Source organism: Pseudomonas fluorescens, assembly GCF_001902145.1.
Taxonomy (GTDB): Bacteria; Pseudomonadota; Gammaproteobacteria; order Pseudomonadales; family Pseudomonadaceae; genus Aquipseudomonas; species Aquipseudomonas fluorescens_BV.
Genome location: NZ_MRST01000027.1, coordinates 490,944 through 508,616, shown reverse-complemented (window position 1 = coordinate 508,616; position 17,673 = coordinate 490,944). Strand labels below are relative to the sequence as shown.

The 17,673-nt window shown below is 61.7% G+C and carries 13 protein-coding genes and 4 tRNA genes; 15 read left to right on the top strand and 2 right to left on the bottom strand.

Annotation, left to right across the window (positions count from 1 at the left end):
- Positions 1-39: 39 nt before the first annotated feature.
- The 8 genes from BUE92_RS25370 (at position 40) to BUE92_RS25335 (ending at position 3,614) form a co-directional block, all read left to right on the top strand.
- A tRNA-Ala gene (locus tag BUE92_RS25370) sits at positions 40-115 on the top strand.
- A gap of 79 nt (positions 116-194) precedes the next feature.
- Positions 195-270 (top strand) — tRNA-Glu (locus BUE92_RS25365).
- A 50-nt stretch (positions 271-320) separates the two neighbouring features.
- A tRNA-Ala gene (locus tag BUE92_RS25360) sits at positions 321-396 on the top strand.
- 81 nt (positions 397-477) lie between these two features.
- Positions 478-553, top strand: a tRNA-Glu gene (locus tag BUE92_RS25355).
- 184 nt (positions 554-737) lie between these two features.
- Positions 738-1,277 carry a TetR/AcrR family transcriptional regulator gene (locus BUE92_RS25350; RefSeq protein WP_073526922.1) on the top strand — a complete coding sequence of 180 codons (540 nt, stop codon included), beginning with the start codon at positions 738-740 and terminating at the stop codon, positions 1,275-1,277.
- 15 nt (positions 1,278-1,292) lie between these two features.
- Entirely contained in the window at positions 1,293-2,126 is an 834-nt protein-coding gene (locus BUE92_RS25345; protein WP_073526921.1) for an alpha/beta hydrolase, read from the top strand.
- Between the two features lie 38 nt (positions 2,127-2,164).
- Entirely contained in the window at positions 2,165-2,599 is a 435-nt protein-coding gene (locus tag BUE92_RS25340; protein WP_020300953.1) for an acyl-CoA thioesterase, read from the top strand.
- 55 nt (positions 2,600-2,654) lie between these two features.
- Positions 2,655-3,614 (top strand): tRNA dihydrouridine synthase, encoded by a 960-nt coding sequence (locus BUE92_RS25335; RefSeq protein ID WP_073526920.1) that lies wholly within the window; start codon positions 2,655-2,657, stop codon positions 3,612-3,614.
- Here BUE92_RS25335 and BUE92_RS25330 read toward each other — a convergent pair.
- Both BUE92_RS25330 and BUE92_RS25325 read right to left on the bottom strand, forming a co-directional pair.
- The gene (locus BUE92_RS25330) at positions 3,574-6,873 is read right to left on the bottom strand and encodes an EAL domain-containing protein (RefSeq protein WP_073526919.1); all 3,300 of its coding nucleotides are present in this window, start codon (positions 6,871-6,873) and stop codon (positions 3,574-3,576) included. The genes BUE92_RS25335 and BUE92_RS25330 overlap by 41 nt on opposite strands.
- 66 nt (positions 6,874-6,939) lie before the next feature.
- Entirely contained in the window at positions 6,940-7,830 is an 891-nt protein-coding gene (locus tag BUE92_RS25325; RefSeq protein ID WP_073526918.1) for a LysR family transcriptional regulator, read from the bottom strand.
- Between the two features lie 140 nt (positions 7,831-7,970).
- Between BUE92_RS25325 and leuC the strand changes: the two genes are divergently transcribed.
- The 7 genes from leuC to BUE92_RS25285 all read left to right on the top strand — a co-directional run bounded on the left by leuC (position 7,971) and on the right by BUE92_RS25285 (position 17,593).
- Positions 7,971-9,389, top strand: coding sequence for a 3-isopropylmalate dehydratase large subunit (gene leuC / locus BUE92_RS25320; RefSeq protein WP_073526917.1), 1,419 nt, complete (start codon positions 7,971-7,973; stop codon positions 9,387-9,389).
- 10 nt (positions 9,390-9,399) lie between these two features.
- The gene (leuD, locus tag BUE92_RS25315; RefSeq protein ID WP_005789771.1) at positions 9,400-10,044 is read left to right on the top strand and encodes a 3-isopropylmalate dehydratase small subunit; all 645 of its coding nucleotides are present in this window, start codon (positions 9,400-9,402) and stop codon (positions 10,042-10,044) included.
- 147 nt (positions 10,045-10,191) lie between these two features.
- On the top strand, positions 10,192-10,956 hold the full coding sequence (locus tag BUE92_RS25310) for a class I SAM-dependent methyltransferase (protein ID WP_073526916.1): 765 nt from the start codon (positions 10,192-10,194) through the stop codon (positions 10,954-10,956).
- A 53-nt stretch (positions 10,957-11,009) separates the two neighbouring features.
- Positions 11,010-12,092, top strand: coding sequence for a 3-isopropylmalate dehydrogenase (leuB, locus tag BUE92_RS25305; RefSeq protein WP_003234330.1), 1,083 nt, complete (start codon positions 11,010-11,012; stop codon positions 12,090-12,092).
- 64 nt (positions 12,093-12,156) lie between these two features.
- Positions 12,157-13,269, top strand: a complete 1,113-nt coding sequence (gene asd, locus BUE92_RS25300; protein WP_003192554.1) for an aspartate-semialdehyde dehydrogenase — start codon at positions 12,157-12,159, stop codon at positions 13,267-13,269.
- 632 nt (positions 13,270-13,901) lie between these two features.
- A complete protein-coding gene (locus BUE92_RS25290) occupies positions 13,902-14,912 on the top strand; it encodes an aspartate-semialdehyde dehydrogenase (protein ID WP_073526915.1) in 1,011 nt (336 codons plus the stop codon).
- 161 nt (positions 14,913-15,073) lie between these two features.
- Positions 15,074-17,593, top strand: a complete 2,520-nt coding sequence (locus BUE92_RS25285) for a FimV/HubP family polar landmark protein (protein ID WP_073526914.1) — start codon at positions 15,074-15,076, stop codon at positions 17,591-17,593.
- Positions 17,594-17,673: the final 80 nt, after the last annotated feature.

The following is a 17,673-nucleotide window of genomic DNA, read 5'->3' as shown; positions in this document are numbered from 1 at the left end:
CCAAACCGCCATTAAGATTCGCCCCGTCCTCACCGATGAGGGGCTATAGCTCAGCTGGGAGAGCGCTTGCATGGCATGCAAGAGGTCAACGGTTCGATCCCGTTTAGCTCCACCAATTTACAGGTTCAAGGTTCCGGCCACACCGTCCTTGAATTGATCAGGTCTCAGCTCTGATCAGATGTACAGAAGGTTTTGTCCCCTTCGTCTAGTGGCCTAGGACACCGCCCTTTCACGGCGGTAACAGGGGTTCGAGTCCCCTAGGGGACGCCAGTTTCAACAAGCAGCTCGAAAGGTCTGCTGCGTCGCGAGACGAAAAATCCGGGGCTATAGCTCAGCTGGGAGAGCGCTTGCATGGCATGCAAGAGGTCAACGGTTCGATCCCGTTTAGCTCCACCAATTTTACAGGTTCAAGGTTCCGGCCACACCGTCCTTGAATCGATCAGTTCTCAGCGCTGATCTGTTGTATAGAAGGTTTGTGTCCCCTTCGTCTAGTGGCCTAGGACACCGCCCTTTCACGGCGGTAACAGGGGTTCGAGTCCCCTAGGGGACGCCACGATTACCCGCTCTGCGGGATTTTTAAGGGTCATTCAATTATTGAATGGCCCTTTTGTTTGTCTGGCGTTTGGCCAATTCCCTCCTTTATTACCCATTTTTCTGTTCTGACCGGCGGTCGTGCTTGTCGCTTGCCAAATATTATTATGGTAATAATATTCAACCCATGAGAGACGGAGGCTTCGATGAGCGATAAAAAAGCGCAAACCCGCGAACGTATTTTGCAGGCTGCCAGCGCGGCGTTGATCCAGCGTGGCCCGGCTGAGCCCAGTGTGGGCGAAGTGATGGGGGCGGCGGGGCTGACGGTCGGCGGCTTCTACGCGCACTTTGAAAGCAAGGACGCGCTGATGCTGGAAGCGTTCAGCCAGTTGCTGGCGCAGCGTCGCGCCTCTATCGATGACTTGGACGAACAGCTGACCGGCGAAGAGCGCCGCACCTTGGTCGCGGCGTTTTATCTGTCGCGCAAGCACCGCGACTCCACGACCCAGGCCTGCCCGTTGCCCGCGACGGTGGGGGAGATGGGGCGCTTGCCGGACGCTTTTCGCGAGGTCTTGAGCGAGCACGTCGAGTTGATGGCCGCGCAATTGGCCGGCAGCCCCGAAGACATCGACAAGGCCCTGGCGGACATGGCCTTGATGGTAGGGGGGCTGACCCTGGCGCGAGCGCTCGGGCCCGGCGAGTTATCAGATCGGGTGATACGTGCGGCCAAGTCGGCGGTACGCTGAAAAAGGGGACGCAAGATGGGCGCATTGACCTGGGTACGTGGTTTCAATGGCACGGTGGGGCGCCTTGCGCCGCATGCGGTCGCCAGCAAGATGCGTCGCACCTTCATGACCCCGCGCGATCTGCCGCCGCGTGACTGGGAGTTGCCGCTGTTGGCCCTGTCGGAGCGCATCACTCTGCGTTTCGGCCTGTCGGCATTGCGTTGGGGGCATGGCCCGGCGGTGCTGGTGATGCATGGCTGGGAAGGCCGCCCGACTCAATTCGCCAGCTTGATCACGGCGTTGGTCGACAACGGCTATTCGGTAATAGCCCTGGACGGTCCCGCCCACGGCCGTTCGCCAGGGCGTGAAGCCCATGTGCTGCTGTTTGCCCGCGCCATGCTTGAGGCGGCGGCCGAGCTGCCACCTCTGTATGCGGTGGTCGGCCATTCCATGGGCGGCGCCAGTGCGATGTTGGCGGTGCAGTTGGGGTTGCGTACGCAGGCACTGGCCAGCATTGCCGCACCGTCGCGCTTTCTGGATGTGCTGCGCGGGTTCACCCGCATGGTCGGGTTGCCGCCACGGGCGCGCTCAGCCTTTATCCAAGAGGTGGAGTTGAGCATGGGCATGCCGCTCAAGCATCTGGACGTGGCCCACTACCAACTGAATATTCCCGGCCTGATCGTGCACGCCGAAGACGACACCTTCGTTCCGGTCAGGGCGGCTCAAGCCATTCACGAAGCCTGGTTCGACAGCCGCCTGCTGCGCCTGGAGCAGGGCGGCCACCAGAAAGTGCTCGCCGACCCGCAGGTCATCGACGCGGTACTCGCCCTATTGGCCGGCTGTCGTCTACAGGAGCGCCAGAGCGCCTGATACACTGCCCCGCCGACATCAATCGACTGGAGCAAGGCATGGGCTGGGATTTGGCAACGCCGTTCATCATCGATCTGCAGGTTGCGGCTGAGGACATCGACGGCCTGGGGCACGCCAATAATGCGGTGTATGTCTCATGGCTGGAGCGCTGTGCCTGGCGCCATTCCCAGCGCCTGGGGCTGGACCTCACCGAATACCGCCGCCTGGACCGCGCCATGGCCGTGGTGCGCCATGAGATCGACTACCTGGCGGCTGGCTATGAGGGCGATGAGTTACAACTGGCCACCTGGATCGTCGATTGGGACCAACGCCTGAAAATGACCCGTCGCTTCCAACTGGTACGCCCCCGTGACGGCGCGACCCTGCTGCGTGCGCAAACAACCTTCGTATGTATCGAGTTGTCCAGCGGCAAGCCCAAGCGCATGCCCGCCGAGTTTATTGAAGGTTACGGCCCCGCCCTGACAGGGGGTTAACGGTTGCCGCAGGAAACCCAGTAAACTGCGCCACGATTTTTGTTGAGTGTTTTCCATGCAAATTGCTTTGGCGCCCATGGAGGGGTTGGTCGACAACATCCTGCGGGACGTGTTGACCCACGTGGGCGGTATCGACTGGTGCGTGACCGAGTTCATCCGTGTCAACGACCGCCTGCTCACGCCTGCCTATTTCCACAAGCTCGCGCCTGAGCTGCTGCACGGTGCCCACACGGCGGCGGGTGTGCCGCTGCGGGTGCAGTTGCTCGGCTCCGATCCGGTGTGCCTGGCGGAAAATGCCGCCCTGGCCTGTGAGTTGGGGTCTGAAGTGATCGACCTGAACTTCGGTTGCCCGGCCAAGACCGTGAATAAATCCCGAGGTGGCGCGGTGCTGCTCAAAGAGCCGGAGTTGCTCAACCAGATCGTCGAGCACGTGCGCCGCGCCGTACCCGCCCATATTCCGGTTACCGCGAAGATGCGCCTGGGCTTCGACAGCCCGGATGGCGCATTGGTGTGTGCCACGGCCCTGGCCGAGGGCGGCGCGGCGCATATTGTGGTGCATGCGCGCACCAAGGCCGATGGCTACAAGCCGCCGGCCCATTGGGAATGGATCCCGCGGGTGCAGGACGTGGTCAAGGTGCCGGTGTTTGCCAATGGCGATATCTGGAGCGTCGAAGACTGGAAGCGCTGCCGCGAAATCAGCGGTGCCGAAGACATCATGCTGGGCCGTGGCCTGGTGGCGCGGCCCGACCTGGCGCGGCAGATTGTGGCGGCCAAGGCCGGCGAAGAAGTGGTCGAGATGACCTGGGCGCAGATGCAGCCGATGCTTCAGGAATTCTGGCGCCAGTCGGTGGCGCAACTGACGGAAAAGCAGGCGCCCGGCCGCTTGAAGCAGTGGCTGGCGATGCTCACGCGCAACTACCCGCAAGCGGTGGAGTTGTTCACGGCCCTGCGCCGCGAGACGGACTTGAGCCAAGTCAGCCGCCTGCTGGGTATGCCGCATCCAGCAGCCGCCTGAACCCCTCGATCGGCAACGGTCGGCTGTGCAAATACCCCTGGAATAAATGGCAGCCGAGCTTTTGCAGGAACGCCAGCTGCTCCAGGGTTTCCACCCCCTCGGCGATGACTTCCAGGTTCAGGCTGCGCGCCATGGCCACAATGGCGCGGATGATTTCTGCATCATTGGGGTCGTGGGTCGCATCGCGCACGAACGACTGATCGATCTTCAGCGCGTCCACCGGCAGGCGCTTGAGGTAGGTCAGGGATGAGTAGCCTGTGCCGAAATCATCCATCGCAAAGCTCACGCCGAGTTTTTTCAGGCGGCGCATCTTCGCCACGGTATCGTCCAGGTTCTGGATCACGATGCCTTCGGTGATTTCCAGTTTCAGCAGGCTGAACGGCAGGCCGTGCTGCTTGAGGCTGTGCTCCACCCGTTCCACAAAGTCGTTCTGGCGAAACTGCCGGGGGCTGATATTCACGCACAGGCTGAAATTGAGCGGGTCCACCAGGCCCTCGGCAATCAACTGGGCAAAGGCGCCGCAGGCTTCATCGAGAATCCAGGTGCCGACCTCCAGGATCAGGCCGCTGTCTTCCAATACCTTGATAAATTCCGCCGGTGACTGCGCACCCAATTGTGGATGCTGCCAGCGCACCAGGGCCTCGGCGCCGACTATCCTGTTGCCCCGCGCATCCACCTGGGGCTGGTAATGCACGCTGAATTCGCCGCGTGACAAGGCCAGGCGCAAGTCGGTTTCCATGCGCAGGCGCTCGCTGGCGGTTTTTTGCATGCTGTTATGGAACATCTGCGTGGTGTTGCGCCCGGAGTCCTTGGCGCGGTACAGGGCGATGTCGGCACGCTTGAGCAGATCGGCGGGGGTGGTGCCATGGTCGGGGATCAGCGCCACGCCGATGCTGGGCGTGACCTGCAGCCGATGACCGTCGAGAAACATCGGTTCCGAGAGCAATTCGCGCAGAGTATCGGCCAGCGCTTGCACCTGGCTGCTGACCGTCTGGCGGGTGCCCTCCAGGCCGCTGAGCAATACCACAAACTCGTCGCCGCCCAGGCGCGCCACGGTGTCCTCCATGCGCACGCTGGCTTCCAGGCGTGCGGTGACGATTTTCAGCACGGTGTCGCCAACGGGGTGGCCGAGGGAGTCGTTGATGTGCTTGAAGTGGTCCAGGTCCAGAAACAGCAGGGCGCCGCGCAGGTTGTGGCGCTTGAGCAAGGCGATCTGCTGGCTCAGGCGGTCCATCAGCAGTGCCCGGTTCGGCAGGTTGGTCAGCGGGTCGTGATAGGCCAGGTGGCGGATCTGCGCCTGGGCATTCTTCAGCAGGCTTACATCCCGTGCGGTCAGCAGCAGGCAGGGGGTTTCATTCAAGGTGATCGGCTCCACCGAGACCTCCACCGCCAGCACGTCGCCACGCTTGTTGCGCCAGAGCATTTCCAGGTGGTGAATGCGCCCCTTGATGTGCAACTCGGCCAACAGTGCGGCGCGCTGGTTCTCATCGGCCCAGATGCCGATCTGGTACAGGGTCAGGCCGATGGCTTCTTCGGTGCGGTAACCGGTCAGGCGGCAAAAGCCGTCGTTGACCTCCACATAACGGCCGGTGTCGCGTTCGGTGATGGATATCGCATCGGGGCTGGAGTGAAACGCCTTGGCGAACTTCTCTTCACTGGCCTTGAGTGCGGCTTCCGAGCGTTGCTGCTGGGTGATATCGCGCAGCGTGGTGACGATGCACGGCTGGTCGCAGACCTTGATCAAGCGGCTGGAAATCATGCAGGTCAGGCTTTGGCCGTCCTTGTGATGCACCACGATGGCCACATTGCTCAGGGCCTGTTCGCGTATCACCTGCTCGATGCGCTGCAGGCGCTTGCTGGAGTCGTCCCACAGGCCGATTTGTTCGGCGCTTTTGTCGAGCACTTCGGCGGCTGTCCAGCCGAAGGTCTGGGTAAACGCCGGGTTGATCTCGATAAAGGCGCCGCTGTCCAGGCAGGTCACGCAGATCGGGTCGGGGCTGGCCTGGAACAGGCTGGCGAACTTCTCTTCCGAGGCGGTCAGCCGTTGCTCGCGCTCGACCTGGTCGGTGATGTCCAGCAAGGTCCCCGCCATGCGCAGGGGCTTGCCTGACTCATCGCGATACAGGCGTGCGCGGCTTTCCAGGTAGCGCGGGCTGCCGTCTTCCATTTGTACGCGGTAGGTCAATTGATAGTTGCCGTCCGGGCCTTCGCGCAAACTGCGGTAAGCATGGCGCATGCCTTCGCGGTCTTCATCGGACATGCCTTCAAAAAACGCATCGAAGGATTCATGGAACGGCGCGGGTTCCAGCCCGTGCAACTGGGCGGCACGCGCCGAGCCGTAGAGCATGCCGCTGGGGATGTGCCAATCCCATGTGCCCAGTTGCGCGGAATCCAGGGCCAGGTCCAGGCGTTCCTGGCTGTCCTTGAGTGCTTGCTCGGCATTTTTACGTTCGGTGGTGTCCAGGAACGTGCTGATCAGGTACGCCTCGCCGTCCAGTTCCACCTTTTGTGCGCTGAGGGTGCCGTCGTGAATCTGGCCGTTGCTGGCGCAGAACTGCACTTCCATGGTGATGGGTTCGCCTTTGCGCTGCGTGGCCTTGACCAGCAGTGCCCGCTGTTCCGGGTGGCGCCACAAGCCCAGTTCCAATGTGGTGCGGCCGATGGCATCTGCCACTGGCCAACCGAACAGCATCTCGAAGTATTGGTTGGCTTCGCTGATCAATCCGTCGGCCTGGCGCGTCAGCAGTACCATGTTCGGGCACAGGTGAAACAGGGTGGCGAAGCGCTTTTCCGAATGGCTGAGGGCGTGTTCACGGTCGCGTTGGTGAGTGATCTCGCGGATCACCCCGATCATGCGCCGCCGTCCGGCTTTGTCGGGAACCAGGCTGCCGCTGATTTCCAGCCAATGCATGCTGCCATCGGGCCATTGGATGCGGTGGTGCATGGCGCGGTCGAACGGCTCTCCGGCGAGCACTGCATGAAAGCCGCGCACCACCCGCGCACTGTCTTGCGGAGCCAGCAGGTCGAGGTAGTCGAGGTCCTTGGGCAGAGGCTGGCGGGGGTCAAAGCCGAATAAGGCCTGGGTGCCCCGTGACCAGCTGATTTTTCCTGTGTCGATTTCCCAGCACCAGGCACCCAGCCGCGCGGCGTTGAGGGCCGCCAGCAGTTGCGGGGCGCCTTCCCAGCTTTGCTCCGCCGCTTGAGGGTCCAGGGCGTAGATGCGGGGCAGGGGTGGAACCGGGTCAACGGGGTTGCGCATTATCAAAGGGCCTTGGCTCATTGAGAAAACCGCGCGGTTTGACCTAAACCCCTGGCCCGCACGGTGTCATGCCGGTAAGCCTGGCAGATCGACCTGTGCATCCAGCAGGCTCATGAAAGCCCGCGCAGCGTTCGACAGCGTCCTTTCGGTGTGCACGATATAGCCTAGCTGGCGACTGAGCTGTATGCCCGGCAAAGCGATACTTGCCACCTGATCGTCGAGCATGGTGCGCGGCAACACGCTCCAGGCCAGGCCGATGGAGACCATCATCTTGATGGTTTCCAGGTAGTTAGTGCTCATTGCGATATTGGGCGTAAGGCCCTGAGCCTCGAACAGGCGGCTGACAATATGGTGGGTAAAGGTGTTGCCACCGGGAAACACCGCCGGGTGCCGGGCGATATCGGCCAGGCTGACGGAACCGTTGCTGATCAGGCTGTGTTCCGGCGCCACCACAAAATCCAGCGGGTCGTCCCACACCCGGGTAGCACGTACCAGGTTGTGAGGCTCAGGCGCCAAGGTGATCACCGCCACTTCCGCACGGCCATGGAGGATTTCTTCGTAGGCCACTTCTGAATCCAGAAACTGAATATCCAGCGCCACATTCGGGTATTGCCGAGTGAAGGTGCGCAGGATCGGCGGCAGACGGTGCAGGCCGATATGGTGGCTGGTGGCCAGAGTGAGGCGCCCGCTGACTTCGCCGGTGAGGTTGGTCAGGGCGCGGCGGGTGTCATCCAATACGTTGAGGATTTGATAGGCGCGTGGCAGCAAGGCCCGCCCGGCCTCGGTCAAGCCGACTTCCCGACCCAGGCGGTCGAACAGCCGGACCTTCAATTGTTGTTCCAGGCCAGCGATGCGCTTGCTGATGGCCGGCTGGGTCAGGTGCAGGCGTTCGCCGGCGCCGGAGAAACTGCCGGTCTCGGCGATGGCGATAAAGGCGTTGAGGTTGGCCAGGTCCATGGTGCTATTCCAGTTGGTAATCCAAAGCATAAAAAATATGAATTTGAGTTATTTAATGTAGCGCCATACCATCAGCCTCACAAGCCAAAGGGTTATTGAAAAGCCCGGCGTATAGAAGCACCGCTGATGAGGACCGACTGATGGCCGGCAAAACGCTTTACGACAAGCTTTGGGATTCCCACGAAGTGAAACGTCGCGATGATGGATCGTCGCTGATCTACATCGACCGTCACATCATCCATGAAGTGACCTCGCCCCAAGCGTTCGAAGGCCTGCGACTGGCCGGGCGCAAGCCTTGGCGCGTCGACTCCATCATCGCCACGCCGGACCACAACGTGCCGACCACTCCTGAGCGCAAAGGCGGCATCGAAGCCATTGCCGACCAGGTTTCGCGGTTGCAGGTGCAGACCCTCGACGACTATTGCGACGAATACGGCATCACCGAATTCAAGATGAATGACGTGCGCCAAGGCATCGTCCACGTCATCGGCCCGGAGCAGGGCGCAACCTTGCCGGGCATGACCGTGGTCTGCGGTGATTCCCATACCTCCACCCACGGCGCGTTCGGCGCCTTGGCTCATGGCATCGGCACCTCCGAGGTGGAACATGTGTTCGCGACCCAGTGCCTGGTCGCCAAGAAAATGAAGAACATGCTGGTACGCGTCGAAGGCCAATTGCCGTTTGGCGTGACCGCCAAGGACATCGTACTGGCCGTGATCGGCAAGATCGGCACCGCGGGCGGCAACGGCCATGCCATCGAGTTCGCCGGCAGTGCAATCCGCGACCTGTCCATTGAAGGCCGCATGACCATCTGCAACATGTCCATCGAAGCCGGTGCCCGCGTGGGCATGGTGGCGGCGGACGAAAAAACCGTTGAGTACGTGAAGGGGCGTCCATTCGCGCCAAGCGGTGCGGATTGGGACGCCGCGGTAGAGGCCTGGAAAGACCTGGTGTCTGATGCCGATGCAGTGTTCGACACCGTGGTTGAACTCGACGCTGCCCAGATCAAGCCGCAAGTCAGCTGGGGTACTTCGCCGGAAATGGTTCTGGCCGTCGACCAGAACGTGCCGGACCCGGCGCAGGAAGCCGACCTGGTCAAGCGCGGTTCCATCGAGCGTGCCCTGAAGTACATGGGTTTAAAAGCCAATCAGGCGATTACCGATATCCAGTTGGACCGCGTCTTCATCGGTTCCTGCACCAACTCGCGGATCGAAGACCTGCGCGCCGCCGCAGTGATCGCCAAGGGCCGCAAAGTCGCCTCGACCATCAAGCAAGCCATCGTGGTGCCGGGTTCGGGCCTGGTCAAAGCGCAAGCTGAAGCCGAAGGCCTGGACAAGATCTTCCTCGAAGCCGGTTTTGAATGGCGTGAGCCAGGCTGCTCGATGTGCCTGGCGATGAACCCGGATCGCCTGGAGTCGGGCGAGCATTGCGCGTCGACCTCCAACCGTAACTTCGAAGGGCGTCAGGGCGCTGGTGGCCGTACCCACCTGGTGAGCCCGGCCATGGCCGCTGCCGCTGCCGTCAACGGTCGTTTCATCGACGTTCGCGAATTGATCTGAGGAAAACCCGATGAGAGCTTTTACCCAACACACAGGTTTAGTCGCGCCGTTGGACCGTGCCAATGTGGACACTGACCAGATCATCCCCAAGCAGTTCTTGAAGTCGATCAAACGCACTGGTTTCGGCCCTAACCTGTTCGACGAATGGCGCTATCTGGACGTGGGCTACGCCTATCAGGACAACTCCAAGCGCCCATTGAACAAAGACTTTGTGCTCAACGCCGAGCGTTACCAAGGCGCCAGCGTGCTGCTGGCCCGGGAAAACTTCGGCTGCGGTTCCAGCCGCGAGCACGCCCCTTGGGCCCTGGAAGAGTACGGCTTTCGCAGCATCATCGCGCCGAGCTACGCCGATATCTTCTTCAACAACAGCTTCAAGAACGGCTTGTTGCCAATCATCTTGAGCGATGCTGAAGTGGACGAGTTGTTCCAGCAAGTGGAGGCCAATGTCGGTTACCAGTTGACGGTGGACCTGGCCGCGCAAACCGTGACACGACCGGATGGCAAGGTGTACCACTTTGAAGTGGATGCCTTCCGTAAGCATTGCCTGATCAACGGCCTGGACGACATCGGCCTGACCTTGCAGGACGGCGATGCGATTGCCGCGTTTGAAGCCAGGCACCGGGCGAGCCAGCCCTGGTTGTTTCGCGATGCCTGACGTTATGTAGGCCGCGCTGGCTCCTTCGCGAGCAAGCCCGCTCCCACATTCGACCGAGTTTCTTCAGTTGAAATGCAATCAAATGTGGGAGCGGGCTTGCTCGCGAAAACGGTATTACAAGCAACACAGATCTCAAGGACAGCCACCATGACGAGCGCCGCCCACACCCAAGTCGTGCAAAAACAATTCGGCGAGCAAGCCTCGGCCTACCTGAGCAGTGCCGTGCACGCCCAGGGCACCGAATTCGCTGTGCTGCAAGCCGAGCTGGCCGGGCAGGGCGCTGCACGCCTGCTGGACCTGGGCTGCGGTGCCGGTCATGTCAGCTTCCATGTGGCGCCTCTGGTCAAAGAAGTGGTGGCCTACGACTTGTCCCAGCCTATGCTCGACGTGGTGGCCGCCGCCGCCAAAGACCGCAACCTGGCCAACATCCGCACCGTGCACGGCGCCGCCGAGCGCTTGCCCTTTGCCGAGGGTGAGTTCGACTTCGTGTTCAGCCGTTATTCGGCCCATCACTGGAGCGACCTCGGCCTGGCCCTGCGTGAAGTGCGCCGTGTACTCAAGCCGGGTGGCGTGGCGGCATTTGTGGATGTCTTGTCACCGGGCAGCCCGCTGTTGGACACTTACCTGCAAACCGTCGAAGTGCTGCGCGACACCAGTCATGTGCGTGATTATTCCGGCGCCGAGTGGATGCGCCAGTTGAGTGAGGCCGGCCTGCACGTGCGCAACAGCAGTCGCCAGCGCTTGCGCCTGGAATACACCTCGTGGGTCGAGCGCATGCGCACGCCAGAGGTACTGCGTGCAGCAATCCTTGAGCTGCAAAAGGCGATGGGCCAGGAAGTACGCGATTATTACGAAATTCAAGCCGACGGCACCTTCAGCACCGATGTGCTGGTGGTCTTCGCCGAACGCTGATTGATTTTTCCCGACCTGCCCACGGGCGGGTCGCTTGATGAAATGAGGAACGCATGAGCAAGCAGATTCTGATTCTCCCTGGCGACGGTATTGGTCCGGAAATCATGGCCGAAGCGGTCAAGGTCCTTGAGCTTGCCAACAGCAAGTACAGCCTGGGCTTCGAGCTGAGCCACGACGTGATCGGCGGCGCCGCCATCGACAAGCACGGCGTGCCGCTGGCTGACGAGACCCTGGACCGCGCCCGGGCTGCCGATGCGGTACTGCTCGGCGCCGTGGGTGGGCCGAAGTGGGACAAAATCGAGCGTGACATCCGCCCTGAGCGCGGCCTGCTGAAAATTCGTGCGCAACTGGGCCTGTTCGGCAACCTGCGCCCGGCCATCCTCTACCCGCAACTGGCTGACGCGTCGAGCCTCAAGCCGGAAGTGGTAGCGGGCCTGGATATCCTCATCGTGCGTGAGCTGACCGGCGGTATCTACTTCGGCTCGCCACGGGGCGTGCGCGAGTTGGAAAATGGTGAGCGTCAGGCCTATGACACGCTGCCATACAGCGAGAGCGAAATCCGCCGTATCGCCCGTGTCGGTTTCGACATGGCGCGCGTGCGCGGCAAAAAAGTCTGCTCGGTGGATAAAGCCAACGTGCTGGCTTCCAGCCAACTGTGGCGTGAAATCGTTGAAGAAGTCGCCAAGGATTATCCGGACGTCGAACTGAGCCACATGTACGTGGACAACGCCGCCATGCAGCTGGTGCGCGCACCCAAGCAGTTCGACGTGATTGTCACCGACAACCTGTTCGGCGACATCCTGTCCGACCAGGCGTCGATGCTCACCGGTTCCATCGGCATGCTGCCGTCGGCGTCCCTGGACACTAACAACAAAGGTATGTACGAGCCGTGCCACGGTTCGGCGCCAGATATCGCCGGGCAGGGCATTGCCAACCCGCTGGCGACAATTTTGTCGGTGTCGATGATGCTGCGCTACAGCTTCAACCTGGGCGATGCGGCGGACGCAATCGAGAAGGCCGTCAGCCTGGTGCTGGATCAGGGCTTGCGCACCGGCGATATCTGGTCCCAGGGTTGCACCAGGGTCGGGACGCAAGAAATGGGCGACGCAGTAGTCGCCGCGCTGCGGAATCTGTAATCTCTCGGGCCCGCTTGCAGTTGTTGCTGCAAGGCGGCCCACTTTTTAACAAGGTGTAGTTGCGATGAAACGTGTAGGTCTGATCGGTTGGCGCGGTATGGTCGGTTCCGTGCTCATGCAGCGGATGCTGGAAGAGCAGGATTTCGATCTTATTGAGCCGGTGTTTTTCACCACTTCGAACGTAGGTGGCCAAGGGCCGTCCGTGGGCAAGGATATTGCCCCGCTCAAGGATGCCTACAGCATTGAAGAGTTGAAGAGCCTCGACGTGATCCTGACCTGCCAGGGTGGCGACTACACCAGCGAAGTCTTCCCCAAGCTGCGCGAAGCCGGCTGGCAGGGTTACTGGATCGACGCCGCTTCGAGCCTGCGTATGCAGGACGATGCGGTGATCATCCTCGACCCGGTCAACCGCAAGGTCATCGACCAGCAACTGGACGCCGGCACCAAGAACTACGTGGGCGGCAACTGCACCGTCAGCCTGATGCTGATGGGCCTGGGCGGCCTGTTCGAAGCCGGCCTGGTGGAGTGGATGAGCGCCATGACCTATCAGGCGGCCTCCGGCGCCGGCGCGCAGAACATGCGTGAACTGATCAAGCAGATGGGCGCGACCCACGCCGCTGTCGCCGATCAACTGGCTGACCCGGCCAGCGCAATCCTCGATATCGACCGCCGTGTGGCCGAGGCCATGCGCAGCGACGCCTACCCGACCGAGAACTTCGGCGTGCCATTGGCCGGTAGCTTGATCCCCTGGATCGACAAGGAACTGCCCAACGGTCAGAGCCGCGAAGAATGGAAGGCTCAGGCCGAAACCAACAAGATCCTGGGTCGCTTCAAGAACCCGATCCCGGTGGATGGCATCTGCGTGCGCATTGGCGCCATGCGTTGCCACAGCCAGGCGCTGACCATCAAGCTGAACAAAGACGTGCCGATCGCCGATATCGAAGGGCTGATCAGCCAGCACAACCCTTGGGTCAAGCTGGTGCCGAACAACCGCGATATCAGCATGCAGGAGCTGAGCCCGACCAAGGTCACCGGCACCCTGAATGTACCGGTGGGCCGCCTGCGCAAGCTGAACATGGGCAGCCAGTTCCTCGGCGCGTTCACCGTCGGCGACCAACTGCTGTGGGGCGCGGCTGAGCCGTTGCGTCGCATGTTGCGGATTTTGCTGGAGCGTTGATCGCCTGAGGCAATCAGAGAAACCCGCGTTCTGGTGACAGGCGCGGGTTTTTTGTTGCCCTTTGAAACCCTCGTCGCAGCATAGGTATCTACACAACTGTGCAGTTCGTCGCAGCCGCCGATAACCACGAGGCGAAGCGAGCCGCTCTTGATCTTGATCTGTTTTTGATCTTAGGCGCCCCGTTAAACCACGCTGGCCGGAATTCGACAGGGATTTGGGGGGTAAACCGGCAGGGATGCCGGTTTAGCCGCCCCGCGCCATGGATGGCGCGTGGCGGCGGCCCCCCAAATCAATGTCGGATTACGGGTACACCGAGCCTAGGCGAGGTGCCGAGTGGTGGGGCAAGAGCGCTTTGGTTACTTTCGCGTTTTTCGAAAGTGACCCGCTGTAAAAGCGGAACCTTAAGTGGCCGTTACCGCAGGAATGGATATACACACCGTCCAGCTGTGTTGACTGTCAGGCCGTCTTCGCAGGCAAGCCAGCTCCCACACTTGAATGTATTCACAGGTCAAAATGTGGGAGCTGGCTTGCCTGCGATGAGGCCATCAACAACACCGCAAAAAGCAGGCTAATTGCCTCGCCTGCCACCACCCGGTAAAGTGCCGCTCCCCCGTAATGCCCGAGGCAATCCCATGACCCAGACCTTTGAAATCGCCGTGATCGGCGCCACCGGTACCGTTGGCGAAACCCTGGTGCAGATTCTCGAAGAGCTGGAGTTCCCGGTGGGCACCTTGTACCTGCTGGCGGGCAGCAACTCGGCGGGGGCTTCGGTGCCGTTTCGGGGCAAGAACGTGCGGGTCAAAGAGGTCGACACGTTTGATTTCAGCAAGGTGCAGTTGGCGTTCTTCGCTGCAGGCCCAGCGGTGACCCTGAGCTTCGCCCCGCGAGCCACTGCCGCTGGCTGCGCGGTGATCGACTTGTCTGGCGCATTGCCCGCCGAGCAGGCGCCGCAAGTGGTGCCGCAGGCCAACGCCCATGTGCTGGACGCGTTGAAAAAGCCTTTTCAACTCGGCAGCCCGAGCCCCTGTGCCACTTACCTCGCGGTGGTGCTGGCACCGTTGCGCGGTGTGGTGGACATCCAGCGCGTGAGCGTCACCGCCAACCTGGCCATCTCTGCCCAGGGCCGCGAGGCTGTCAGCGAGTTGGCGCGCCAGACTGCCGAGCTGTTGAACGTGCGTCCCTTGGAGCCGGCGTTCTTCGATCGGCAAGTGGCGTTCAACCTGCTGGCGCAAGTCGGCACGCCAGACGTCCAAGGTCATACCGCCCTGGAGAAGCGCCTCGTACACGAACTGCGTGCGGTGCTGGAAACACCTTCACTAAAGATTTCCGCCACCTGTGTTCAAGCCCCGGTGTTTTTCGGCGATAGCCTGACTGTGTCGCTGCAACTGGCCGCGCCGGTCGACCTGGCCGCGGTGAACCGCGCCCTCGACGCTGCGCCGGGAATCGAGTTGGTCGAGGAGGGCGATTACCCCACGGCCGTAGGCGATGCCGTCGGCCAGGACGTGGTGTACGTCGGGCGAGTTCGCGCAGGTATCGACGACCCGGCGGAACTAAATCTTTGGCTGACGTCAGATAACGTACGCAAAGGCTCGGCCCTGAACGCCGTGGAACTGGCGCAGTTGTTGATAAAAGACCTTGTGTAAAAGATACTTGGCGGCAATTTGTAGATTGATTCTAGCCAGGCGCTATGCTTGGACCCAAGTGAAACACAAGCGCGTCGGTGACCTATCGGCTCGCCATGCCTTATGGCAGCGGTTACCAACCTTCTCGCAGGGCGGGAAGTGTTCAAACAAAGGATGAGGCTATGGTTCAAGTTCGCAAACTGGTGTTAGCAATAGCGGCCGCCTCGGCGCTGTCCTCCGGTATGGCGCAGGCGCTGCAACTTGGGGAGATGACGCTCAAGTCGAAGTTGAACCAGCCGCTGTCGGTGGAAATCGAATTGCGCGATGTGGGTGGGCTCACGGCGTCCGAGATCACCCCCAGCCTGGCTTCGGCCCAGGCCTTCGTGGATGCGGGTGTCGATCGCCAGGCGTTTCTCGATGACCTGACGTTCACGCCGGTGATCAACCCCGAAGGTCGCAGCGTGGTACGTGTGACCTCCAGCAAGCCGTTGCCTGATTCCTACGTGCGTTTCCTGATGCAGGTGCAATGGCCCAATGGCCGCTTGATGCGTGACTACAGCGTGCTGCTCGACCCGGCCAAGTTTGACCAGCCGGCACCGACTGCCAGCGCGCCGACCAGCACCGCGCCTGCCACTGGCACGCTTGCCCGGCACACCACCACGCCCCACGATACCTTGTGGGAGATTGCCGCGAAGAACCGTCATGGCGCCTCGGTCCAGCAAACGATGCTGGCTATCCAGGCGCTTAACCCGGATGCCTTTGTCGACGGCAACATCAACCGCCTGAAAACCGGCCAGGTGCTGCGCCTGCCGGATATCACGCAAAGTACAGCCCTGGCCCAGCCGCAAGCGATTGCCGAAGTGAGTGCGCAGAACGCCGCCTGGCGCCAGCGCCAGCGTAGTCCTCAGGGGCAAGTGGCCGGTAAGCCGCAGTTGGATGCAACCAGGCGCACCCAGGCCGGCAATGCGCCGTCAAGCACCCAGGCCAAGGACAATTTGAGCCTGGTATCGGCGCAAGCCGCCAAGAAAGGTGGAAAGGGCGCCGTCGGTGACAGCCGCGCCCTGAGCGACAAGCTGGCGATGACCCAGGAAGAGCTCGACACCACGCGGCGCGACAACGAAGAACTGAAAAGCCGTGCCGCCGACCTGCAAAGCCAGCTGGACAAGCTGCAGAAGCTGATCCAGCTGAAGAATGACCAATTGGCTCGTTTGCAAGCGCAAACGGGTGAGCCACCTATAGCCGCGATCCCCGCGCAGTTGCCCGGTGAGCCTGCAGCCGAGCCTGCGGCCCCCGTTGCAACGCCAGCGCCTGAACCGGTCAAGCCGGCTGCCGCGCCGGCCAGTACCGAAGGCAAGTTCAATGATCTGCTGACCAACCCGATTGTGCTCGGCATCCTTGGCGGTGCGGCCCTGCTGGTGGTGCTGCTGCTTCTGCTGCTATGGGCACGCCATCGCAATGCTCGCCGCGAAGAAGAGAAACATCTGCGCATGGCACGGGCGTTGGCCGAAGAGCCCGAGTTTGTTTCCAATATCGATCAAGACCTGCCGCCTGACAGCTTCGAGGGCCTTGAAGTGCCGCCACCGAGCGCTAAGCTCGCCACCCCGGCGTCGCCAGCACCCGCACCCGCGCCAGCACCGGTGGTCGAGACGGTTGTGGCACCGACGGTCGCCTCCGTGCTGGCGCCGTTGGCGGTTGCCTTGGCTCAGGAAAATTCCAGCGACGCCCTGGCCCAGGCCCAATCCCATATCGACCGTGGCCACCTGAACCAGGCGGCGGATGTGCTTGAACAAGCCATCAAGCACGAGCCCAAGCGCAGCGACCTGCGTTTGAAGCTGATGGAAGTCTATGGCCTGCAGAACAACAAGGACGGGTTCGTCACCCAGGAGCGCCAGTTGGTGGCCAACGGTGAGAACCATGCCCAGGTCGAGCAGCTCAAGGCGCGCTTCCCGGCCATGGCCGTGCTGGCGGCGGGTGTCAGTGCCGCGGTGGCTGCCGCGGCCCTGGATGCGCAATACGTCAAGGACCTGCTCGACGACAAGCCGGCCTCGGCTGCGCAGGCAGATACCTTAGACACCGACTTCGACCTGAGCCTGGATGACCTGGAAGTCGCCTCACCGGCCGAGATCGCGCAAGACCAGCAAACCTTTGAAGCACTGCTCAAACAACAGACTGAGCCCAAGGCCGATGCACAGGACCTATCGGACTTTGACCTGGATCTGCAACTGGACCCGCCCGCGTCGCAAACCGATGACGACTTCTTGTCGGGCCTTGAAGAGCAGATCAAGGATGTACCGTCGGTGGAGCCGCCGACCCTGACGCCGGCTGCGCTGGACGAATTCGACCTGCCGGAAGACTTTGACCTGTCGCTGGCGGACGAGCCGAGCAAGCCTGCGGCCAAGCCTGATGCTTTCGCTTCGGAGCTGGACGACGTCAATGCCGAACTGGATCGTTTGTCCCAGAGCCTGGAGCACCCCTCGATCGAGCCTTCCTTCACGGCTGAAGATGCCGCGCTGGGTGCTGAGGATGAGCCGGATTTCGACTTCCTCTCGGGCACCGATGAAGTGGCCACCAAGCTCGATTTAGCCCAGGCGTATATCGACATGGGCGATGCTGACGGCGCGCGTGACATCCTGGACGAGGTGCTGGCCGAGGGCAACGAAGGCCAGCGTGGCGAAGCCAAGGAAATGCTCGGCAGAATCTAACGAGCGACGCAGAAAAATGTGGGAGCGGGCTTGCTCGCGAATGCGGTGGTTCAGCTGCTGATGTGCTGGATGATACGGCG